The following is a 17,667-nucleotide window of genomic DNA, read 5'->3' on the forward strand; positions in this document are numbered from 1 at the left end:
CTTAAACTAAGTGCTAATTTGGAGGGTATTTTTTATGAAAAAAAACAAATATTCAGCTGAAATAAAATGGGCGGTTGTGAAAGATAAATTAAGCGGGCAGTTTACCAATCAACAAATTATGGATAAATATCATATAAAGAATGTATCTCAGATTAAAACATGGATGAAGTGGTATCGAGGAAATCAGTTACATCGATTCGATCAGCCAATTGGAAAACAATATAGCTTCGGGCATGGACCTGACAATGTATCCAAAGAGGAAAAAGTGAATAGGCAGGTTGAACACCTTAAGATGGAGAATGAAATTCTAAAAAAGTATTTGGAGATCGTAGAGGAGTTGAAAAGGGAGTAACCTTGTATTTGATCGAGAGATTACGGAAGAAATATACAGTAAAGTCTGTCTTAAGTATTTTGCAGGTCGCCAGATCGACCTATTATCGTTGGGTATCCGAAGGAATACGTAAAAAATCACAAGTGGAGAAGGCTGTTATTTCCTTATGTACCGAAACGTCGTTCCGGTACGGCCATCGTAAGATCCGAAAGCTACTTCAGCGTCAATATGATATCAAACGAAACCGAAATACTATACAGCGCATCATGCAAAAATACCATCTTCAATGTCGTGTGAAGCGTAAAAGGAAATGGAAATCAAAAGGGGAATCTGTCATCATTGCCCCAAATATATTAAATCGAAACTTCACCGCAATACACCCGAATTTAAAATGGGTAACAGATATTACTTATATTCAGTATGGACCAAGAACGCTCTACCTTTCGACCATTATGGATTTGTACAACAACGAAGTTGTTGCCTACACCCTAGATGATCACCAACAGACATCACTCATATTGGACACATTGAGAGCAGCTTTAGAGAAAAGGAATTCGCCTAAAGGTGTACTTGTGCATTCAGATCAAGGAAGTGTATACAGTTCGTATGCATATCAAAAGGAGCTGGGGGTAAGGAACCTCACAAGCAGTATGTCTAGACGAGGTAACTGTTGGGATAACGCAGTGATTGAATCATTCCATTCCAGCTTAAAATCAGAGGAATTTATGTTTACAAAGTTCAACTCTATATCAGAAAAAGATGTCAGGCAACGAATCGACCGTTACATCAAGTATTATAATGAAGAGCGTATCCAAAAAAAATTAGGCTACCACGCACCAAAAACATTTGGTAGCATGGCAACCTAATAAGGGTGTTTTATTTGTGTCTCAATCTGCTATGTCAGTCTATTTTGCTGGCTTTTTTCATATGCTTTTATCGAATCATCAGCTGATTCGTCATGACATTCGCACTTCCGTTGCTTCGGTAGCCTTCTACAGTTAATGCTGTTTCATACATTTTTCCCATTGGCATGCCTAAGCTTTCCCATTTTTTAAAATGCTCACTGACGGAGACCGTTCCGCTTGTGCGTTTTGTTTGACGTACACTCCAATATTGTTTGAAGGTAGCGTCTCCAATGATAGAAGGCTGATTGACACGGAGCGTTTCATATATGTCATATGTGCCTCCATCGGCATAAAATGATCCTTTATACGTTCCTGTTGGACGATATGTGCCCCATGACTCAACAATGTAGTATTCAGCTAATGGAGATTGTGTCCAGCCATAGACACATAAATAGGAATTCCCGCCTGGGTTAAAGGCTGCGTTGTAGTTGATGGAGATGTTGCCAAGTTGATGATGAGTTTTAGTGGAATCAAACTTCTTTCCTTTTCGAAATAAGGCATTTCCGATATTGTTCCAGCTTGCACTAAATGCCCCGCCGTTATTGAGTGTCATCGAGGTATTTCCGTAATCCTTCCATAATTCAAAATCGTATCCGCTGTGTGTGCCTATTCTATTATCATAAATCGTTTCCGCATGAGCCGGCACAGCCGTGAGTGTCAGCACAAATCCAATACACATCACAAACAACAGCCTCAATCTTTTCAAATTCATTTTCCATCCCTCTCCTTTTTTCATCCGTATTGTTCTGTCATCCCTAAGATGAAAAACCCATCACCTCCTTTCATACAGACCTTTCTGTTAGATGGAACGATACTGATTTAACCCGGCATGGATGTCTTTTGTTTGTGTATAAATCCTTTGATACAAATGAAATAGATCGGCATATACTTCTGCGAGCAGCTGATTTGGCTCATAAACGGCAGCTTGATGGATCAACTGATGTGCACATACTTCAAGTGACGGATACCATCCGCAGCCAACCGCAGCAAGCATGGCTGCACCTATAGCAGGCCCTTGTTCATTGTCTAACTTGATGACTTCAGCCTGAAAAATGTCTGCTTGCATTTGAAGCCAAGTCCGGCTTCTCGCACCGCCGCCAATGGACACAATAGAATCTATGTTTTTTCCTGCTTGCCGGAATAATGCGATAGATTCATTTAGCGAAAAGGTAATTCCCTCTAACACAGCTCTGACAACATGTGCCCTTTCATGCCTGCTGTCTAATCCAATCAAGCTGCCGCGAATGATCGAATCCGCATGAGGTGTTCTTTCCCCGACTAAATAGGGAGTAAAGAGCAATCCTTTCGCTCCTGGCGCTACATGAGCCGCACCTTCTAAAAGTGATTGGAACGATTCCTCAGGAGCCAGTAAGTGTTTTGCCCAGTTAAGACTATATCCTGCGGAAAGGGTGACACCCATTGTGTAAAAAGCGTCTTTTTTTGCATGATGAAACAAATGCAAATTCCCTTGAAGCTCCCTTTCATGATCCTCTTCGTAGGAGAGAATGACCCCAGATGTGCCGATGCTGCATAACGTGCGGTCAGAGGACAAGATGCCAGCACCAATTGCTCCGCAAGCATTATCTGCCCCGCCGGCAAAAACCTTCGCGCCTTCTTTCATCCCAACATCACGTGCAATGTGCGGCAAAAGTGTACCAACCTCCGCCTCTGATGTAACAAGCGGCGGACAAATATGAAGAGGAATATCAAATGCTTGACAAATCTCCTCACTCCACATCTGTTCACCGATATTTAACAGCAAAGTGCCAGCCGCATCAGAATAATCCATATGGACAGCGCCAGTTAAACGAAATCTGACATAGTCTTTTGGGAGTAAAAACAGGTCGATTTGCTGATCAATATGTGGTTCATGTTCCTTTACCCATAATAATTTTGGCAGTGTGAATCCTTCTAACGCCTGGTTTTTTGTGATCTTTTGCAGCCGGTCTCCCAGCTTTTTTGTCATGTGTGCACATTGTGCTGTCGTTCGTGTATCATTCCATAAAATTGCAGGGCGGAGCACTTCGCGAGATTCATTTAATAGAACTAATCCATGCATCTGGCCGGAAAAGCTGATGCCTTCAACTTGTCTTGACTGAACAGACTGCTTTGCCATCAGTTCCTTCATCACAGCCATTGTCTGCTTTACCCAATCCTCGGGGTGCTGCTCACAATATCCAGGCTTCTCTTGAATGAGGCGGTACGGCTTAGAGGCTTCGCAGCACACCTTCCCGCTTTCATCCACTAATATCGCCTTAACCCCGCTCGTTCCAAGATCAATTCCCATCACATATTTCATGTTTTCACTCCTTCAAAACAGATCAGCCCCTTCAATTAATCTTCTAACAAGTATTGATTTAAACGGGCTTTCAGCTGTTCCTCTCTTCCCGATTCGTTTCTGATCAAAGGATGTTTCAGCGCATATTCTTCTAATGTATGAAAGTTTGCCTTCCCTTCTGAAATGTCACGTCCAATTCCTTCAGAAAAGCTGCGATACCGGTGCTTTATCACATCTTCAAACACACGGTCTTCTATGAGTCTATGAGCGACCCGCAATCCTTTTGCAAACGCATCCATCCCGGCAATATGGGCATATAAAATATCTTCAAGTTCAAAGGAAGCTCTTCTCACTTTTGCATCAAAATTAAGACCGCCAGACCCTAGCCCGCCATTTTGCAAAATTTCATACATGGCAAGAGTTGTCGCATACAGATCGGTTGGAAATTCATCTGTATCCCATCCAAGAAGCGAATTGCCTTGGTTTGCATCAACAGAACCGAGCAGCCCATGAATTCTTGCGACCCGTAATTCGTGCTCAAACGTATGACCCGCCAGTGTCGCATGATTGGCCTCGATATTTAATTTAAAATGTGAGTCTAATCCGTATTGTTTTAAAAAGGCGATGGATGTCGCTGCATCTGTGTCGTATTGATGCGTGGTTGGCTCTTTTGGCTTTGGCTCAATTAAAAATTGACCAGTGTACCCAATTTCTTTTGCATAATCAACAGCCATATGCAAGAAAGCCGCCATGTGATCAAGCTCTCTTTTCATGTCTGTATTGAGCAGCGTATCGTACCCTTCTCGTCCACCCCAGAAAACATAATTTTCTGCACCGAGTTCTTTGGCGGTTTCAATGCCTTTTTTGACCTGTGCGGCCGCATAGGCAAAGACATCTGCATGACAAGATGTCGCAGCGCCGTGAACAAATCTAGGGTGCTTGAACATATTGGCTGTGTTCCACAGCAGCTTTACTCCGCTTTGCTTCATGTATTCTTTCATTCTTTCTAAAATGATGTCTAATTGTTGATTGGTCTCTTGAAGCGTCTCCCCCTCTGGCGCGATGTCACGGTCATGGAATGAAAAATACGGAACATCCAATAGGTCAAAAAGCTGAAAAGCGACTTCCAATCTAGCTTTTGCTAAATCCATTCCGCTATAGGAATCCCACGCTCTTTGCATCGTGCCAGTTCCAAACATGTCTGTTCCATCAGCAGTTAATGTATGCCAATAAGCGACTGAAAAACGCAGGTGGTCTTTCATTGTTTTTCCGCCAATCACTTCGCTTGGATTATAGTATTGAAAGGCGAGTGGATTTTTTGATTGTTTTCCTTCATATTGAATTTTGCCGATCCCTTCTAAGCTGTATAACGTTTTCATATTTGAATTAGCCATTCTTCATTCCTCCTGAGTCCACTTTGTAAGTTGATCCAACAAACTAATGATCAATCTATGAGAAAATCACTTTGAATTTTCCATATTTTTTAGTTTTTTAGAAATATTTTCGTTATAATAAAGTTAAAATCATCTATCTTACTGAATACATGCTGAAAAAAGCAGCTCTTCTCAACTTAATCTAAAGACGAAACAAATGGAGTGGATAACGTGGATATCGCTGATCAGAACTTTGTCAAAAAAATAAATCAAAAACTATTATTAAAAGAAATTCTCCAGCATGCGCCCATTTCGAGAGCAAAATTATCTGAACGCACTGGATTAAATAAATCGACTGTTTCCTCTCAAGTAAGTACGTTAATGAAAGAACATCTTGTCTATGAAATCGGTCAAGGTGAGTCTAGCGGCGGGAGAAGACCGGTTTTACTGATGTTTAATAAACGTGCTGGCTGCTCCATCGGAATCGATGTCGGCGTTGATTACGTCAATGGCATATTAACTGACCTTGAAGGGTCCATTCTTTACGAAGAGCAGATCAAGCTCCCACCCAGCTCTCCTGAGGTGACGATACGTAAATTAATTGAATTAATACAGCAGCTCATCTCACAAATGCCCTCTTCTCCATACGGGCTCATTGGTATTGGCCTATGCATACATGGTTTAGTGAATGCAGGTGAACAAATCGTGTTTACGCCGCATTCCAAATGGAAAAATGTTGATCTGAAAACCACGCTCCAAGACACATTCCAAGTACCGATTTTCATTGAAAATGAAGCAAATGCCGGTGCATATGGTGAAAAAATCTTTGGTGCCGCTAAACATTATGACCATTTGATCTATGCAAGCATCGGTACTGGCATCGGGATCGGCATCATCATCAATCATCATTTATACAGAGGAGCGTATGGCTTTTCTGGTGAAATGGGACATATGACGATCGATTTTAACGGACCGACATGCAGCTGCGGAAACCGTGGGTGCTGGGAATTGTATGCTTCTGAGAAGGCCTTGTTTCAGTCTCTTCAAACAGATGATCAGCACATCACCCATCAAGACCTTGAACAGCTGGCCAAGTTAAATGATATGAAAACGCTCAATGCCCTGCGCAACTTTGGGTTTTTACCTTGGCGTCGGTCTCACAAACGTCCTGCATACCTTTAACCCGCAAGCCATTATTTTAAGAAACAAAGTGATCGAATCACATCAGGCGGTTCTACATGTGATTGAGGAGGAGGTATCCTCGCGAATGGATACGCAATTCAGCTCACATGTAGAGCTGCTCCCTTCATCATTAGGACACAATGCACCAGTATTGGGGATGACATCTCTTGTCATAGAAGCGTTTCTGCAAAATGTTACCCTCACAACATGATCTATATATTATTCAAAAAGAGGCAGCTCGTAGCGAGTTGTCTTTTTTATTCATCTGTTTCCTCATAGCGAAAATAGCGAAAATCAGCAGGAAGACGCTCGCCGCTCGTATCTTGGCACTGCATACCGACAAATGCCCCTGTAAAAAACCCCCCACCTCGAATGAAATCATCGGATAAATGGATGGAATCTAGCAGTACATCAATTTCCTTCCACTCTTTCTGATCAAATGAATAAGAATATTTATACGTCTCTTTTCGAACGGTCACTTTTAAATAGACATAAGTGACCTCGTCAGGAATGATAATTTTATGTGCCAATGGCTGAGAAAAGGCAAGGTTTTCACAGACAGATAGTTCAAGCGTGCGGCCAAGTTCCTCATCATATGTCACCTGGAGTGCTGTCCAGTTTTCCGTATTATAATAATTCACAAGACCAGCGGCTTGCTGAAAGTTTTCTGGGAAGAACGAAACAGCTGTCTCTGCTTCAAAATAAAAGCTTTGCCAGCGTCTTGCAACAAATGCTTGGGTAAACTTAGACGTTAAAGATTCGCGGCCGAATAACCTTAAATGCTGAGGTTTCTCCGTTAACGAACCAATCTGATCGGTAAACGGAATTCTTAATGTTTGGAAATGTCTATTTAGTGTTGATTCTTTAAATTCATCGACTGTATGATAGGTTGGTGCAAAAACCTTTTCTTCGATCTTTGGCGCTTCAACCTCTAGCGTCCCCTCTTTTCCGCCTACAACATAAGGCCAGCCATCCTTCCATTCAAGCTTTTGGATCGCTGTTTCTCTTCCTAAAGGACACCACCCTCTCTGTTGAAAAATAGATTCCTTACTTGACTGAATCGGGCGGCCAGTGAGATGAGCGAGATACCATTCATTTGTATGCGTTTGAACGATTGAAGCATGCCCGCATTTTTGAAGCGGATGTTCAGGCGCGTGGAAAGCACTTAAAATCGGGTTATCAGGATGAACCTCATAAGGCCCTTCAATATGCGGGGACCGGGCGATCGTTGCTGCATGCTCATACCTGGTACCTCCTTCTGCCGTTAATAAATAGTAGTAGTCACCGATGTGATACAGATGCGGTGCTTCTGTCAGTTTAATCGGCGTGCCTTTAAAAATGACCTTCCTTTGACCGATGAGCTTCTTTTCCGCCACACTATATTCCTGCAAGGCAATACCTGCAAAGGAATGATGCTTTTCCCTATGATCCCACAGCATATTTAAGACGTATTTCTTCCCGCTGTGATCATGAAATAAAGATGGATCAAAGCCGGAGCTGTTGAGCCGGATCGGTTCACTCCAATCGCCGTCCACCTCACTTGCCGTGACCAAATAATTATGACCGTCTTTAAATGGGCCATCCACTACTTTGATATCTGAATAAATAAGCCAAAACTGCCCATCGGCATAGCTTAAGCACGGCGCCCATACCCCGCCAGAGTCAGGATTCCCCTTCATATCCAGCTGCGACGTTTTTTGCAATGGACGCGCAGCAAGACGCCAATGGACGAGATCCTTTGAATGATAAATTTGCACCCCTGGAAACCATTCAAATGTAGAAACGGCCATATAATAATCTTCTCCTACACGGCAAATACTTGGATCAGGATTAAACCCTTTGAGCACTGGGTTGGTAATCTTCATTGAACTTCCCCCTCTTTCAGAGACCTACATTTTAAAATCGTCCATATGATCGATATACACTTTGTCTCTATTCTCAAGCTCCCGTACGACTTTTTTATGTTTTTCTTCGTCTAGGTTATAAAAATTAATATCCACCATCGCTAAAATCAGTAAGCATACAGGAATCACCGTTGTCGTGATTAAAATGCCAAGTAAAGCTTCTGGTGATTGCATTTGATTCGCAACATAGCCAAAGCGATCGAGTACAAGCCCTGGCACAATCCCGCCTAATGCCATCCCAAATTTAAAGAAAAATCCGATGATGGCATAGATGAGCCCGCCCATCCTTTTCCCTGTTTTATATTCGCCATATTCAACGGTTTCAGGAATGAGCGCCCACATGTAAGCACCGGCTGTAATACTTCCTGCAGCTGCAACGAGCCTAAAAATCAGTATTAAAGTGATTTGACTCGGCGGTATCACAAGTAATGCAAGAAGACCTACGATATTCAGCAACAATGAATAATTCAGCAGCTTTTTCTTTCCTAACAGCTTGTGCAGTTTTGGAATAAACGGCAGCACCATTAAAGCTGGCAGACTGCCAATGAGTCCGTACCATTTCACTAAATCTTCTCTGCCGAGGTTATACGTCACATAATAGATCCCAACAGAGTTACTGATCGAGTTCACGCCAAAAATAATAATAAAGAAAATGCTTAATACAACAAGCGGACGATTCACACGTAATTGCACAAAGATATCACTGAACTTAATTTTTTCCTCCGGCTTTTGAAGCGTGACACGTTCATTCGTGCTTTTAAAACAGAAAATAAGTAATGCACCGCCAAGAACGCCGAGAAAAGCCATCGTCATCTGCCAGCCGAGGGCTGTATTTCCTGTTTTACCGCTCAAAAAAGTCGCAAGAAAAGGAACAAAAAAAGCAACAACTAGACCTCCGAGATTAGCAAAAAGCATACGAACAGACGTAATACTGACAACCTCTTGGTTATTTCTTGTCATTGCGGATGTTAAAGCACCATAAGGAACATTGATGAATGTGTATGTAAGCGATAAACCAACATACGTGATGTAGGCATAAACGAGTTTACCCATTTCAGAAAGATCAGGTGTTGTAAAGCAAAGGATAGCAAGTACCACAAAAGGAAACGCACCGAATAACAAGTAAGGTCTGAACCTGCCAAAACGGCTGTTCGTTCGATCCACCAATGCACCAATAAACGGATCTGCAAGCGCATCAATGGCGCGGACAACTAAAAACATCGTTCCTGCTGCCGCCGCTGATAAACCATACACATCTGTATAAAAAAATAATAGATACGTAGAGACAGTTGCATAAATTAAGTTACATGCGAAATCTCCTGAAGCATATCCCACTTTTTCAGACATACGAACCTTTTTTAAATTCTCACTTACCATGAGCTTTCTCCCTTCTTCTCTTAGCCTCTTCTAATGAACAGATGATGGAGGGCAGCAGCAGTCAATGCAAGGAATATAAAGCGCTTTCAATTTGTTGTAAAAATGAAGCTGAACATCTAATCTTTTCAGCTTAGCCCACATACACAGCAAATGATTTGAATAATGGAATCATCCCCTTTAATGGTCGAATCATTACTTGGAATTCATCTTAGTTTATCGACTAAACAAACTAAGATGAATTCATTTTATAAAATCTGATCTGACTTTTCAATATTTTTTGAAAAAATAATCCAAATAATTGATTTCTTGTCATTTTTCTGCTGAAATGACGTGAAAAACTGAAGTAAATCATTTAATGGTTGCAATTCCGATCACCTCATGCTATATTAATCAAGCGATGAGCTGAATTGTGTAAGTCGGGTAACATGTCTCCTTGAGACACACACGAATGTGGCGTGTGGTTATTCCGCCTCAATACGCAAAAGACATCTTCTCAGGAAGATGTTTCAGACCGTAGACAAACCCCTCCTTTACTTAAAGTAAAAGTGGGGTTTTCACATTTTTTGATAAAAATATCATGTGTTTTACGCTGGACATGGTCCTTTCCATGTCCAGTTTGCTAGCTTTTTAAGGTTCATGGCAGCGAAAGTAAGCATCGCTTGCATTGAAACTTTTTTTAGTCCACGAAGTTTCGTCCAACGCATACCATGCTTTTCTTTGGCATCCGCAAAAACGCGTTCAATTGTTTCTTTCCGTTTTGCATAGATGCTCTTATTTATTTCAGTGAGTCTTAGGTTGTCTGCTTCATCTAGGTAATCCTGCCAAATATGCCGATGAATTTGTTTGGTATGATTTTGACTTTGTGTACAGTTATCTAAAAACGAGCAGGACTTACATACTTCTGAGTCGGACGCATATTGCTTATAGCCTTCTCTAGTCGTTGTACGATAGGAGAGAATTTGCCCGTTGGGGCAAATGTAACAATCAAAATATGCATCATACACGTATTCATTCTTTTTCAAATAACCAGCTTTTGTTTTTGGACGAGTGTAAGGCATGACTGGTCTTATCTCTTGATCCATTAAAAACTTAGCGATGTAAGGTGTTTTATATCCAGCATCTACTGCGACTACATTTGGTTTTCCGATTTTCTCTGTCACCTTTGATACGAGTGAATCTAACATACGACTATCATGAACATTGCCACCTGTGACCAGTGATCCTAGAATAAATCCTTTTGAATCACAAGCTGTATGAAATGAATAAGCAAATGACTTTTCACGTTCATCCTTTACATAGTAGCCACTCTCTGGGTCAGTTGTACTGACCTTGATTTCTTTTATTTCTTCTTTATTCTGAAGGGGTAAAGGCTTTTTTCCATGTTCTTCACGATCAATATTAATTTCCTCATGAAGCTGATTTTGATAACTTCTCGTCTCAACTCGAACGATTTTCTTTTCAAGTTTTTTCTTATTGGCATTCGCTTTGACATGTGTTGAATCAATGAAGGCGACAGAAGGGTCAACGAGGCCTTTTTTCATCGCTTCTCTTAAGATTCGATAAAAAATTTGTTCGAATAAATCTGTATCGTGAAAACGTCTCACGTAGTTTTTACCGAAGGTAGAAAAGTGCGGAATTTTCTCCGAAAATCCATACCCAATAAACCAACGATAAGCCACATTGGTTTCAATTTCTTTAATCGTTTGACGCATGGAGCGAATGCCAAATAGATATTGGATCAAAACCATTTTAATGAGAACAACGGGGTCCACACTTGGTCTGCCATTGTCGGAACTATAATGATCTTTGACAAGATCATAAACGAAGTCAAAATCGATTGCTTGATCTATTTTCCGTACAAGATGATCTTCAGGCACTAATTCATCTAATGCCACTACTTCTAATTGATTTCTTCTTTCTTCTTCACGTTTCGATAACATGTTCATCCCCCACAGAAATGTTAATATCCTTATTATACAAAAAAGCTTGTAGACTTTGTCTACAAGCTGAAACCGCTCATTTATTGAGCGGTTTCAACGTGTAGACAAACCCTCGCATTCTTTGTCAGTCCTGTGCGCTGGTGCTCACGAATAACATATTCGCTCCGCTCCGGTGCTCGCCCTTCCTAGACTGCAAAGGTTTTCTATCACGCTGAAAAGAAGACAAAGGGCTAAAATCAAGATCATTTTAGCCCTTTGTCAACAATCTGAGACATCTTCTCAGGAAGATGTCTTTTTTCTTATCCTATTTTTGTTCCATTTTCAACAGGCTCATCTGTGGCTAGTAAAACTACGTCTTCTTTTGACGGCATGCCCCCTAAGACAAGCACTTCTGATTTGAACCCTGCAATTCTTCTTGGAGGAAAATTGACGACTGCTACGATTTGTCTGCCAGTGAGACTCTCAGCCGTATAACGTTTTGTCAGCTGAGCACTGGATTGCTTTAGACCAATCTCTTCACCAAAATCAATCTTGAGTTTCAATGCAGGTACTCTTGCCTCTGCAAAGAATTCTGCTTCAATGATCGTCCCTACACGAATATCTAACGCCAAAAACTGTTCAATATCTGCCATCTGATTCTCTCCTCTTCATTCAAGGGTAGGTTCATTTACTAGAGTCATCTATGTTTTTTTCATTGTAGCACATTCATTTCGTAAAAAAGTGAGTCAAAAAGCCGATTCAACACAAAACCCTTTTTTAGTTTGCATAATAAATTTATTGTCGTGTATTAAATATTTGCATCCTGAAAATGAATTCAGTAAAATGGCAAATAATCCTACTGCTTCCTCCCAAATATATTGGGGAGGGGTTAACACTTGTTTACATTATCGGATATGTGGACATTTTGCTGGTCGTTTTTCGTCATTCTTCCAATTGTCGCCATCTTGCATCAGCTTGGCCATATTATGGTCGCATGGATGTTTGGCGCAAAGGTTTCTTTTGCTCTTGGCAGAGGCAAAAAAGTATTGAAAATAGGCGTTGTTGAAATTAGACGAATCTATTTTCTAGATGCATTTTGCCATTATGAAGAAATGAGGAAAAATAACCGATTCTCGCACATTCTTGTCTACCTAGGCGGATCATTATGCAACCTGCTCAGTGTTCTCATACTGAATACGATGATCGCCAATGATATCCTGCCAGAACATCAATTTTTCTATCAATTTGCTTACTTCTCAATCTACTATGTATTTTTTGCACTGCTGCCAGTCCAGTATGCAGATCACCATCCCAGTGATGGGCAAGCAATTGTGAATATCATTCGGCACGGTGAACCATGTGACATCATTGACTAACAGGAAGGATTCCCGCTGTCAATTTGATAATGAATCGTTAAAAAGGGAATACCGAATAGCTTCATTTGATGAACCGCTGTGAGACTTTTATCTGTCTCCGGATTCATATGAAAGCTTTCTTCCATTGGCAGTTTCATGGTGATAAAAGGTGTATGCAAATACAACCCTTCGTCACCGGTACTGCCTTTTGGACATGCACTTTTTAAGAGAAAGTCTTCCTTTTCATTAAAAGGTTTTAAAATGGCGGTCAGCTGAGAATAAGGAAGCGGCAGCGCAATATTCATATAGCCCGCAGCTGCATCGTGATGATGAGCATAAAGTGCAAAAAAAACCTGCTCCCCTTTTTCGTTATAACGAATCCACGCCCTGACATTCTTTCGCCCTTCTTTAGGATGTTGAAATGTAGTCAGACGCCCCTTCATTTCATACGGGATACGAGATGTCCCCAAATAGAGCTGGCCTATTTTCTTAAAAACTGGCTGAAGTAAAAAAACAAACGGCCTCACCCACCAATGAAAACAGACTGCTGCTTTTAACGTAAAGGCCGCCGGATTCTCATAAAACCTTCGAATCACAGGTGACACCCTATCAGCTGAAAATGTCGTTCCATTTAAATCATCAAGTGAATCGACTAAACCGAGGTTCTCTTGATCATGCATTCTTTCTTTTTGAAAAGAGATCAAATGAAAACGGCCATGCACTCTTGATATCGGAAAGTCCTTCTGCTTCAATTGATCCTTTGGTCCTTCGATCAGCCATCCAATCAAACCTGGTAAAATAACAAAAAGGGCATTAATACTGCCATGAAACCAAATCATTTGATCAATACTGATATAGGTCACGCGCATGAGCATGCCAGCGGAATAAAGAAGAGATAGCACGATCGTTCCCATTAAGACGCAGCTAGAAAACACAATCAGCACTTTTGCCACAGCCGATCGAAACCTTGTTTTCATACAAAGAATACCGTACAAGTAGAGTGCAATGACATATAGCGTGACGCTGAACGTATCAAATAGACGGGAGAAGCTAATCCCAACAGCAATCATCACAGGCGACAGCAAAATCGCCCAGCCAGCCGCTTTGTATAAAGCTGTCTCTTTTTCTCGCTGTCTCCCTAATAATCCATAGAAAAGCGGGATAAAAAAAGCCGAGTAATGAAAATGAATAGCAGTCAAAACCACGATGATTGGTGAAAAGGTCATCACCTGTATATCTGCCGTGTACAGCCAAAACCAAAGCCCTCCTAAAGCGAGATACATCCATGCACCATCGATGATCAATTCATGAAGCGGAAAGAATCCCCTTTTCAGCAAACGAGTACAGCCATATAACGCCAAAAGAATCGTATACAAAAACCATCCCGATGCAAAAAAGGCAGAATGATAGATGAATGCAGCCGTTGCACAAAGAGCAGCTAATGGAAAGGCTTTCATTAAAAAGCAGAGCAGTATCCCCGGCTTACTCTCCCTCTCTTCCTTCACAAAAAAGGCCAAAACTGCAGGTAGGAAAAACAGAATGGCTATCAGTACAAATAACTCTGCGACCGGACCTGTCATCAAGCGGGTGGTGATAAAACAGTACATGAAGACGAGGCTTGATATCAAATGCCATTTATTCATCATGAGACATCACCCTTTCAGTAAACCGGCCTTTATATGTAAAAAGGGTCCCAAACAATCGGTTTTTCACATGCACATCAATGGTATACTCACCCGCGTGCTCCTCGTAGCCTTCTGTGACATCTGACACACCGTAAAGCCATGAAGGCAGCGGCCACTCACGTCCTAACATGAGCAGCTTCTGCCGGCCGGATTGAATGTGAAGGAACCCATGCTTTGTTACTGTAAAATGAAGCTCTGACATAAGAAGTCTAGGCTTTCCAAAATAGTCTAGTACTTTATGACTCTTCTGATCAATGATCATATCTGCATCAAAGTGCCGTTCCTTCTTTGGAAAATAAAACGTACGAAACCAGTGCATGCCTTCCTCTCCCTTATTTGTCATAAAGGGTTTATTCACAATCCGGAAAGGAATGTTTTTTCCTCTCTCAGGGAAAAAACAGCGAAACAGTGGACCAATTTTGAAGAAAAATCGAATGAGCCTCGTTCCGCCGCCTATTTCCTCCATAGTGCCTTCTGCGGTAAACGCACGGTTGTATCTCTTTTTTAATTTTGGATGAAGCTTATCGTAATCCTTTACTTGATGACGATGAACGACCATGTCTACCTCCCCTTTTTCGTTTGATCGAAAATACATCTAAACAATCTTTTAAATTAATCATTCCTGCAATAGATAGAATCAAAAATGCACTCATCACAAGCGGCTCATGGAGTGTCGTTTGGGGGGATAGGATCCCGATACAAAGCATCAGCAGCAGAAACACACTTTGAAGAATGAACAAATATTTCTTTGATAGCTTAGGTATCAGCCATGATACGCCTATAAGGGCATAAAACAACCGAAATCCGGTACTATGATCAAAAGCAGAATGTGAAAAAGGGATAACCGCTTGGCATAGCCAGACGATGGCAAACAGCAAACAAATTCCATAATGGGCAAGTGTTCTCTCCAGTAACAACCGAGGGTGCGTACCCTTTTCAAGCCACGTCTTTAGTGCGCCAAAACTAAAGGCCGTCATAAACCCCATCATCGGGCGAAAAAGAAATCGATCTGCCCACGCCCATCCTTTTCCTTCTTTCGGTTCATAATCAAATTGCGTTTGAAACACAATATGATCGTTCGTTTTCACATATTTCCAATAGCCGCCGCCTTCTTTGATAAAAGACAATGGGTGTGACGATTTGAATTTAAGCGAGGATGCCCGTTCATTCCGTTCATCCATCATTCTAGTTCGATATGCTCCTGTCCCTGTGACACTTACCCCAAATCCAAGATGCTTTTCATACAAAAAAGTTTGGGGCTGTTCATCTTGGGGTCCATTTAATGAAATGGTTGAAAAGCGCAAATCCCACTGTTCATGAAGCTTTGGATTTTGCGTATATTCCCATACTTTCTCTAAAGGTGCATGAATGGTTGTTTCCACATAAACAGGCTTTCTTTTCATCTGCCTCTACTCCTCTATGTGAATTATTTCACATAATAAGCATACCATGTTTCACAAAACTGTCAAATCTTTATTCGTTTTTCTCGCTAAAAAATTGTGCCAGAGGGACACTCCTTTATGATATCGTTTTGCTATAAAAAAAGACCTGTCAAATAGACAGATCTTCTTTTTGCAATACACCTGTGATATAGAGCCGAACCGCATAGCTCACACTTTCTTCAAGCTGTTCTTTTCGTTGAAATCCCTTTTTATTAGAAATATCACCGAAGCCGTGCAGTAAGCTTCTCAGTCCTCTGACGACATGCGTCATTTCTTCTTCTTTTACACCAAAGCGTGACATAATGGATTGAACAAACTGAACAAGGCGATCTGCTGCAAGGCGTACTTCTTTTTCGTTCATATGTGAAAAGGCAGCTTCATAAAGACCGGGGTGTTCTCGGACAAATTGCACATATTGTCTGGCAAAGGCTAAAACAGCTTCTTCTTTTTCTAGTCCCTCTGTGACTTGCATCCCTTCCTCACAAAGCATGGACAGCCCCTTTACTGCAAGTGCTGCCTGAATCTCATGAAGGCCGGATACGTGATTGTAAAGAGAAGGCGGCCTGATATTCAGCCTTTTAGACAATGTAGCAATAGTCAAAGCGGAGAAACCCTCTTCATCAACAAATGCAGCCGCTGTATCCATAATTTTTTCTTGTGTAATTCCCATTCTTGGAGACACGGTTTACTGCCCTCCTTTTTTTAGCTGGTGCTGTCTTTTTTTAACGGCAGCTTGAAGCTTTTCATGAGGCTCTATAACAAGATCACCATGTCCTGCAGCAAGACAGGATATGCGCAGCGCTAGTAATTTTTCAGCGCTTTTTAATGCGGATGCTGCATCCCATGTGGCAAATGCAGGGAACGGGAAGCTCCACCGAAACTCACCCGTAACCGATAATCCGCCTTTTGTCACAAGTGCATCCCCTGCAATGACAACTCCTGACTTTTCATCGTATAAAGAAATGCTTCCAGGTGTATGCCCTGGTGTTGCAATCACTTTGAGCATCCCAATCTCATCTCCTTCTTCGACAAGCACATCTGGTTTTGTATGAATATTTTTCATAAAACTACCTTTGATTTTTTGCTGGGGTTCATCAGGGAGCAAGGAAAAGTCCCCTTCAAAAAGGCGTGCATCACGTTTTGATAAATAGACGACTGCCTCTGGAAAAGCCTTCTTCACCTCATCTAATGCGCCGATATGATCCATATGACTATGAGTGAGAATAATCTTATGAATGGGTTTGTTCTTTTTACGGGCAAATTCGATGATCGAGTTCGCCGCCATTTTTAAAGCAGCATCAATTAAGATGAGTCCTTCTTCTTCCTCAAAGACATAGCAATTTACCGGAAATAATCGCGGCATCAATGTAAGCTGGTGCAGACGGTCAAAAGTTGTTAATCTCATGATTGCCCTCCTAAAACTAATATCGTTAGTTTTATATTAACTAATAGCATTAGTTTTAGCAATCATTTTTTCATCAACCGCAATATAAATATCAATTTGCGCTTCTTTTGGATCAATAGATCTTTCATCATACCATTCAAAATCACCTGTATAAGTGCGGTATTGACGCTGATCCCACGTCCAAATCCTGTGCCATGTTTCAAGCACGACCTCTTCGATCGGTCCTTTTCTCGTTTGAAATCTTGCGTAGGTGGACGCAGGAATCTTTTTTACATGTTCGATCTGCTGATCCGCGAATTGCCCCGCTGTAAATAAATAAGAACCATGTTCATCTTTTTCATAATCTGAATACAGCCCTATGACTGGAGCTTGTCCCCCATGTAGCTGCTGCGCAAAAAAATCCTGCCAGAGCGGTGCAATCTTCCGCTCTTTTGTTTTCTCTATTTCATTTGTTGTTCGAACAGACAACCCTTTGATCCATTGTTTCTCTAATGTGACGATATCGTACATA

At 41.4% G+C, this 17,667-nt stretch carries 15 protein-coding genes and 1 pseudogene; 3 read left to right on the forward strand and 13 right to left on the reverse strand.

Annotated elements, in window-relative coordinates:
• Positions 1 to 34 precede the first annotated feature (34 nt).
• A protein-coding gene (locus tag M1D81_RS09820) for an IS3 family transposase (protein ID WP_456265149.1) occupies positions 35 to 1,197 on the forward strand; the annotation gives its coding sequence in 2 pieces (ribosomal slippage) (positions 35 to 311 and positions 311 to 1,197; 1,164 coding nt in all).
• A 67-nt stretch (positions 1,198 to 1,264) separates the two neighbouring features.
• Here M1D81_RS09820 and M1D81_RS09825 read toward each other — a convergent pair.
• The 3 genes from M1D81_RS09825 to xylA all read right to left on the reverse strand — a co-directional run bounded on the left by M1D81_RS09825 (position 1,265) and on the right by xylA (position 4,908).
• A complete protein-coding gene (locus M1D81_RS09825) occupies positions 1,265 to 1,948 on the reverse strand; it encodes a glycoside hydrolase family 11 protein (protein ID WP_024422656.1) in 684 nt (227 codons plus the stop codon).
• Positions 1,949 to 2,035: 87 nt separating this feature from the next.
• Positions 2,036 to 3,535: a xylulokinase gene (xylB, locus tag M1D81_RS09830; protein ID WP_456267036.1), complete on the reverse strand. Its 1,500-nt coding sequence runs from the start codon at positions 3,533 to 3,535 to the stop codon at positions 2,036 to 2,038.
• A gap of 35 nt (positions 3,536 to 3,570) precedes the next feature.
• Positions 3,571 to 4,908: a xylose isomerase gene (gene xylA / locus M1D81_RS09835; protein WP_456267035.1), complete on the reverse strand. Its 1,338-nt coding sequence runs from the start codon at positions 4,906 to 4,908 to the stop codon at positions 3,571 to 3,573.
• Positions 4,909 to 5,118: 210 nt separating this feature from the next.
• Between xylA and M1D81_RS09840 the strand changes: the two are divergent.
• Positions 5,119 to 6,280, forward strand: a pseudogene (locus M1D81_RS09840) (ROK family protein).
• Between the two features lie 46 nt (positions 6,281 to 6,326).
• On the opposite strand, the gene M1D81_RS09845 reads toward M1D81_RS09840, so the two are convergent.
• The 4 genes from M1D81_RS09845 to csaA all read right to left on the reverse strand — a co-directional run bounded on the left by M1D81_RS09845 (position 6,327) and on the right by csaA (position 11,922).
• Positions 6,327 to 7,934 carry a glycoside hydrolase family 43 protein gene (locus M1D81_RS09845; protein WP_456267033.1) on the reverse strand — a complete coding sequence of 536 codons (1,608 nt, stop codon included), beginning with the start codon at positions 7,932 to 7,934 and terminating at the stop codon, positions 6,327 to 6,329.
• 24 nt (positions 7,935 to 7,958) lie between these two features.
• The gene (locus M1D81_RS09850) at positions 7,959 to 9,350 is read right to left on the reverse strand and encodes an MFS transporter (RefSeq protein ID WP_456267032.1); all 1,392 of its coding nucleotides are present in this window, start codon (positions 9,348 to 9,350) and stop codon (positions 7,959 to 7,961) included.
• 584 nt (positions 9,351 to 9,934) lie between these two features.
• The gene (locus tag M1D81_RS09855; RefSeq protein WP_456265168.1) at positions 9,935 to 11,290 is read right to left on the reverse strand and encodes an IS1182-like element ISBpu1 family transposase; all 1,356 of its coding nucleotides are present in this window, start codon (positions 11,288 to 11,290) and stop codon (positions 9,935 to 9,937) included.
• A 299-nt stretch (positions 11,291 to 11,589) separates the two neighbouring features.
• Positions 11,590 to 11,922, reverse strand: coding sequence for a chaperone CsaA (gene csaA / locus M1D81_RS09860; RefSeq protein WP_041109443.1), 333 nt, complete (start codon positions 11,920 to 11,922; stop codon positions 11,590 to 11,592).
• 243 nt (positions 11,923 to 12,165) lie between these two features.
• On the opposite strand from csaA, the gene M1D81_RS09865 reads away from it, so the two are divergent.
• The gene (locus M1D81_RS09865; protein WP_456267031.1) at positions 12,166 to 12,645 is read left to right on the forward strand and encodes a site-2 protease family protein; all 480 of its coding nucleotides are present in this window, start codon (positions 12,166 to 12,168) and stop codon (positions 12,643 to 12,645) included.
• Here the strand turns inward: M1D81_RS09865 and M1D81_RS09870 are convergent.
• From M1D81_RS09870 to M1D81_RS09895, 6 genes are all read right to left on the reverse strand, one after another.
• Positions 12,642 to 14,267 carry a YndJ family protein gene (locus M1D81_RS09870; RefSeq protein ID WP_456267134.1) on the reverse strand — a complete coding sequence of 542 codons (1,626 nt, stop codon included), beginning with the start codon at positions 14,265 to 14,267 and terminating at the stop codon, positions 12,642 to 12,644. The two genes, M1D81_RS09865 and M1D81_RS09870, sit on opposite strands and share 4 nt — an antisense overlap.
• Positions 14,260 to 14,868: a DUF4166 domain-containing protein gene (locus tag M1D81_RS09875; protein WP_456267030.1), complete on the reverse strand. Its 609-nt coding sequence runs from the start codon at positions 14,866 to 14,868 to the stop codon at positions 14,260 to 14,262. The genes M1D81_RS09870 and M1D81_RS09875 overlap by 8 nt, the downstream gene beginning before the upstream one ends.
• On the reverse strand, positions 14,831 to 15,712 hold the full coding sequence (locus M1D81_RS09880) for a hypothetical protein (protein ID WP_208946506.1): 882 nt from the start codon (positions 15,710 to 15,712) through the stop codon (positions 14,831 to 14,833). Before M1D81_RS09880 ends, M1D81_RS09875 begins: the two co-directional genes overlap by 38 nt.
• Before the next feature lie 148 nt (positions 15,713 to 15,860).
• Positions 15,861 to 16,433 (reverse strand): TetR/AcrR family transcriptional regulator, encoded by a 573-nt coding sequence (locus tag M1D81_RS09885; protein ID WP_456267029.1) that lies wholly within the window; start codon positions 16,431 to 16,433, stop codon positions 15,861 to 15,863.
• Positions 16,434 to 16,436: 3 nt separating this feature from the next.
• On the reverse strand, positions 16,437 to 17,156 hold the full coding sequence (locus M1D81_RS09890) for an MBL fold metallo-hydrolase (protein ID WP_456267028.1): 720 nt from the start codon (positions 17,154 to 17,156) through the stop codon (positions 16,437 to 16,439).
• A gap of 36 nt (positions 17,157 to 17,192) precedes the next feature.
• Positions 17,193 to 17,666, reverse strand: coding sequence for a GyrI-like domain-containing protein (locus tag M1D81_RS09895; RefSeq protein ID WP_456267027.1), 474 nt, complete (start codon positions 17,664 to 17,666; stop codon positions 17,193 to 17,195).
• Position 17,667: the final 1 nt, after the last annotated feature.

The organism is Bacillus sp. JZ105, assembly GCF_053903125.1.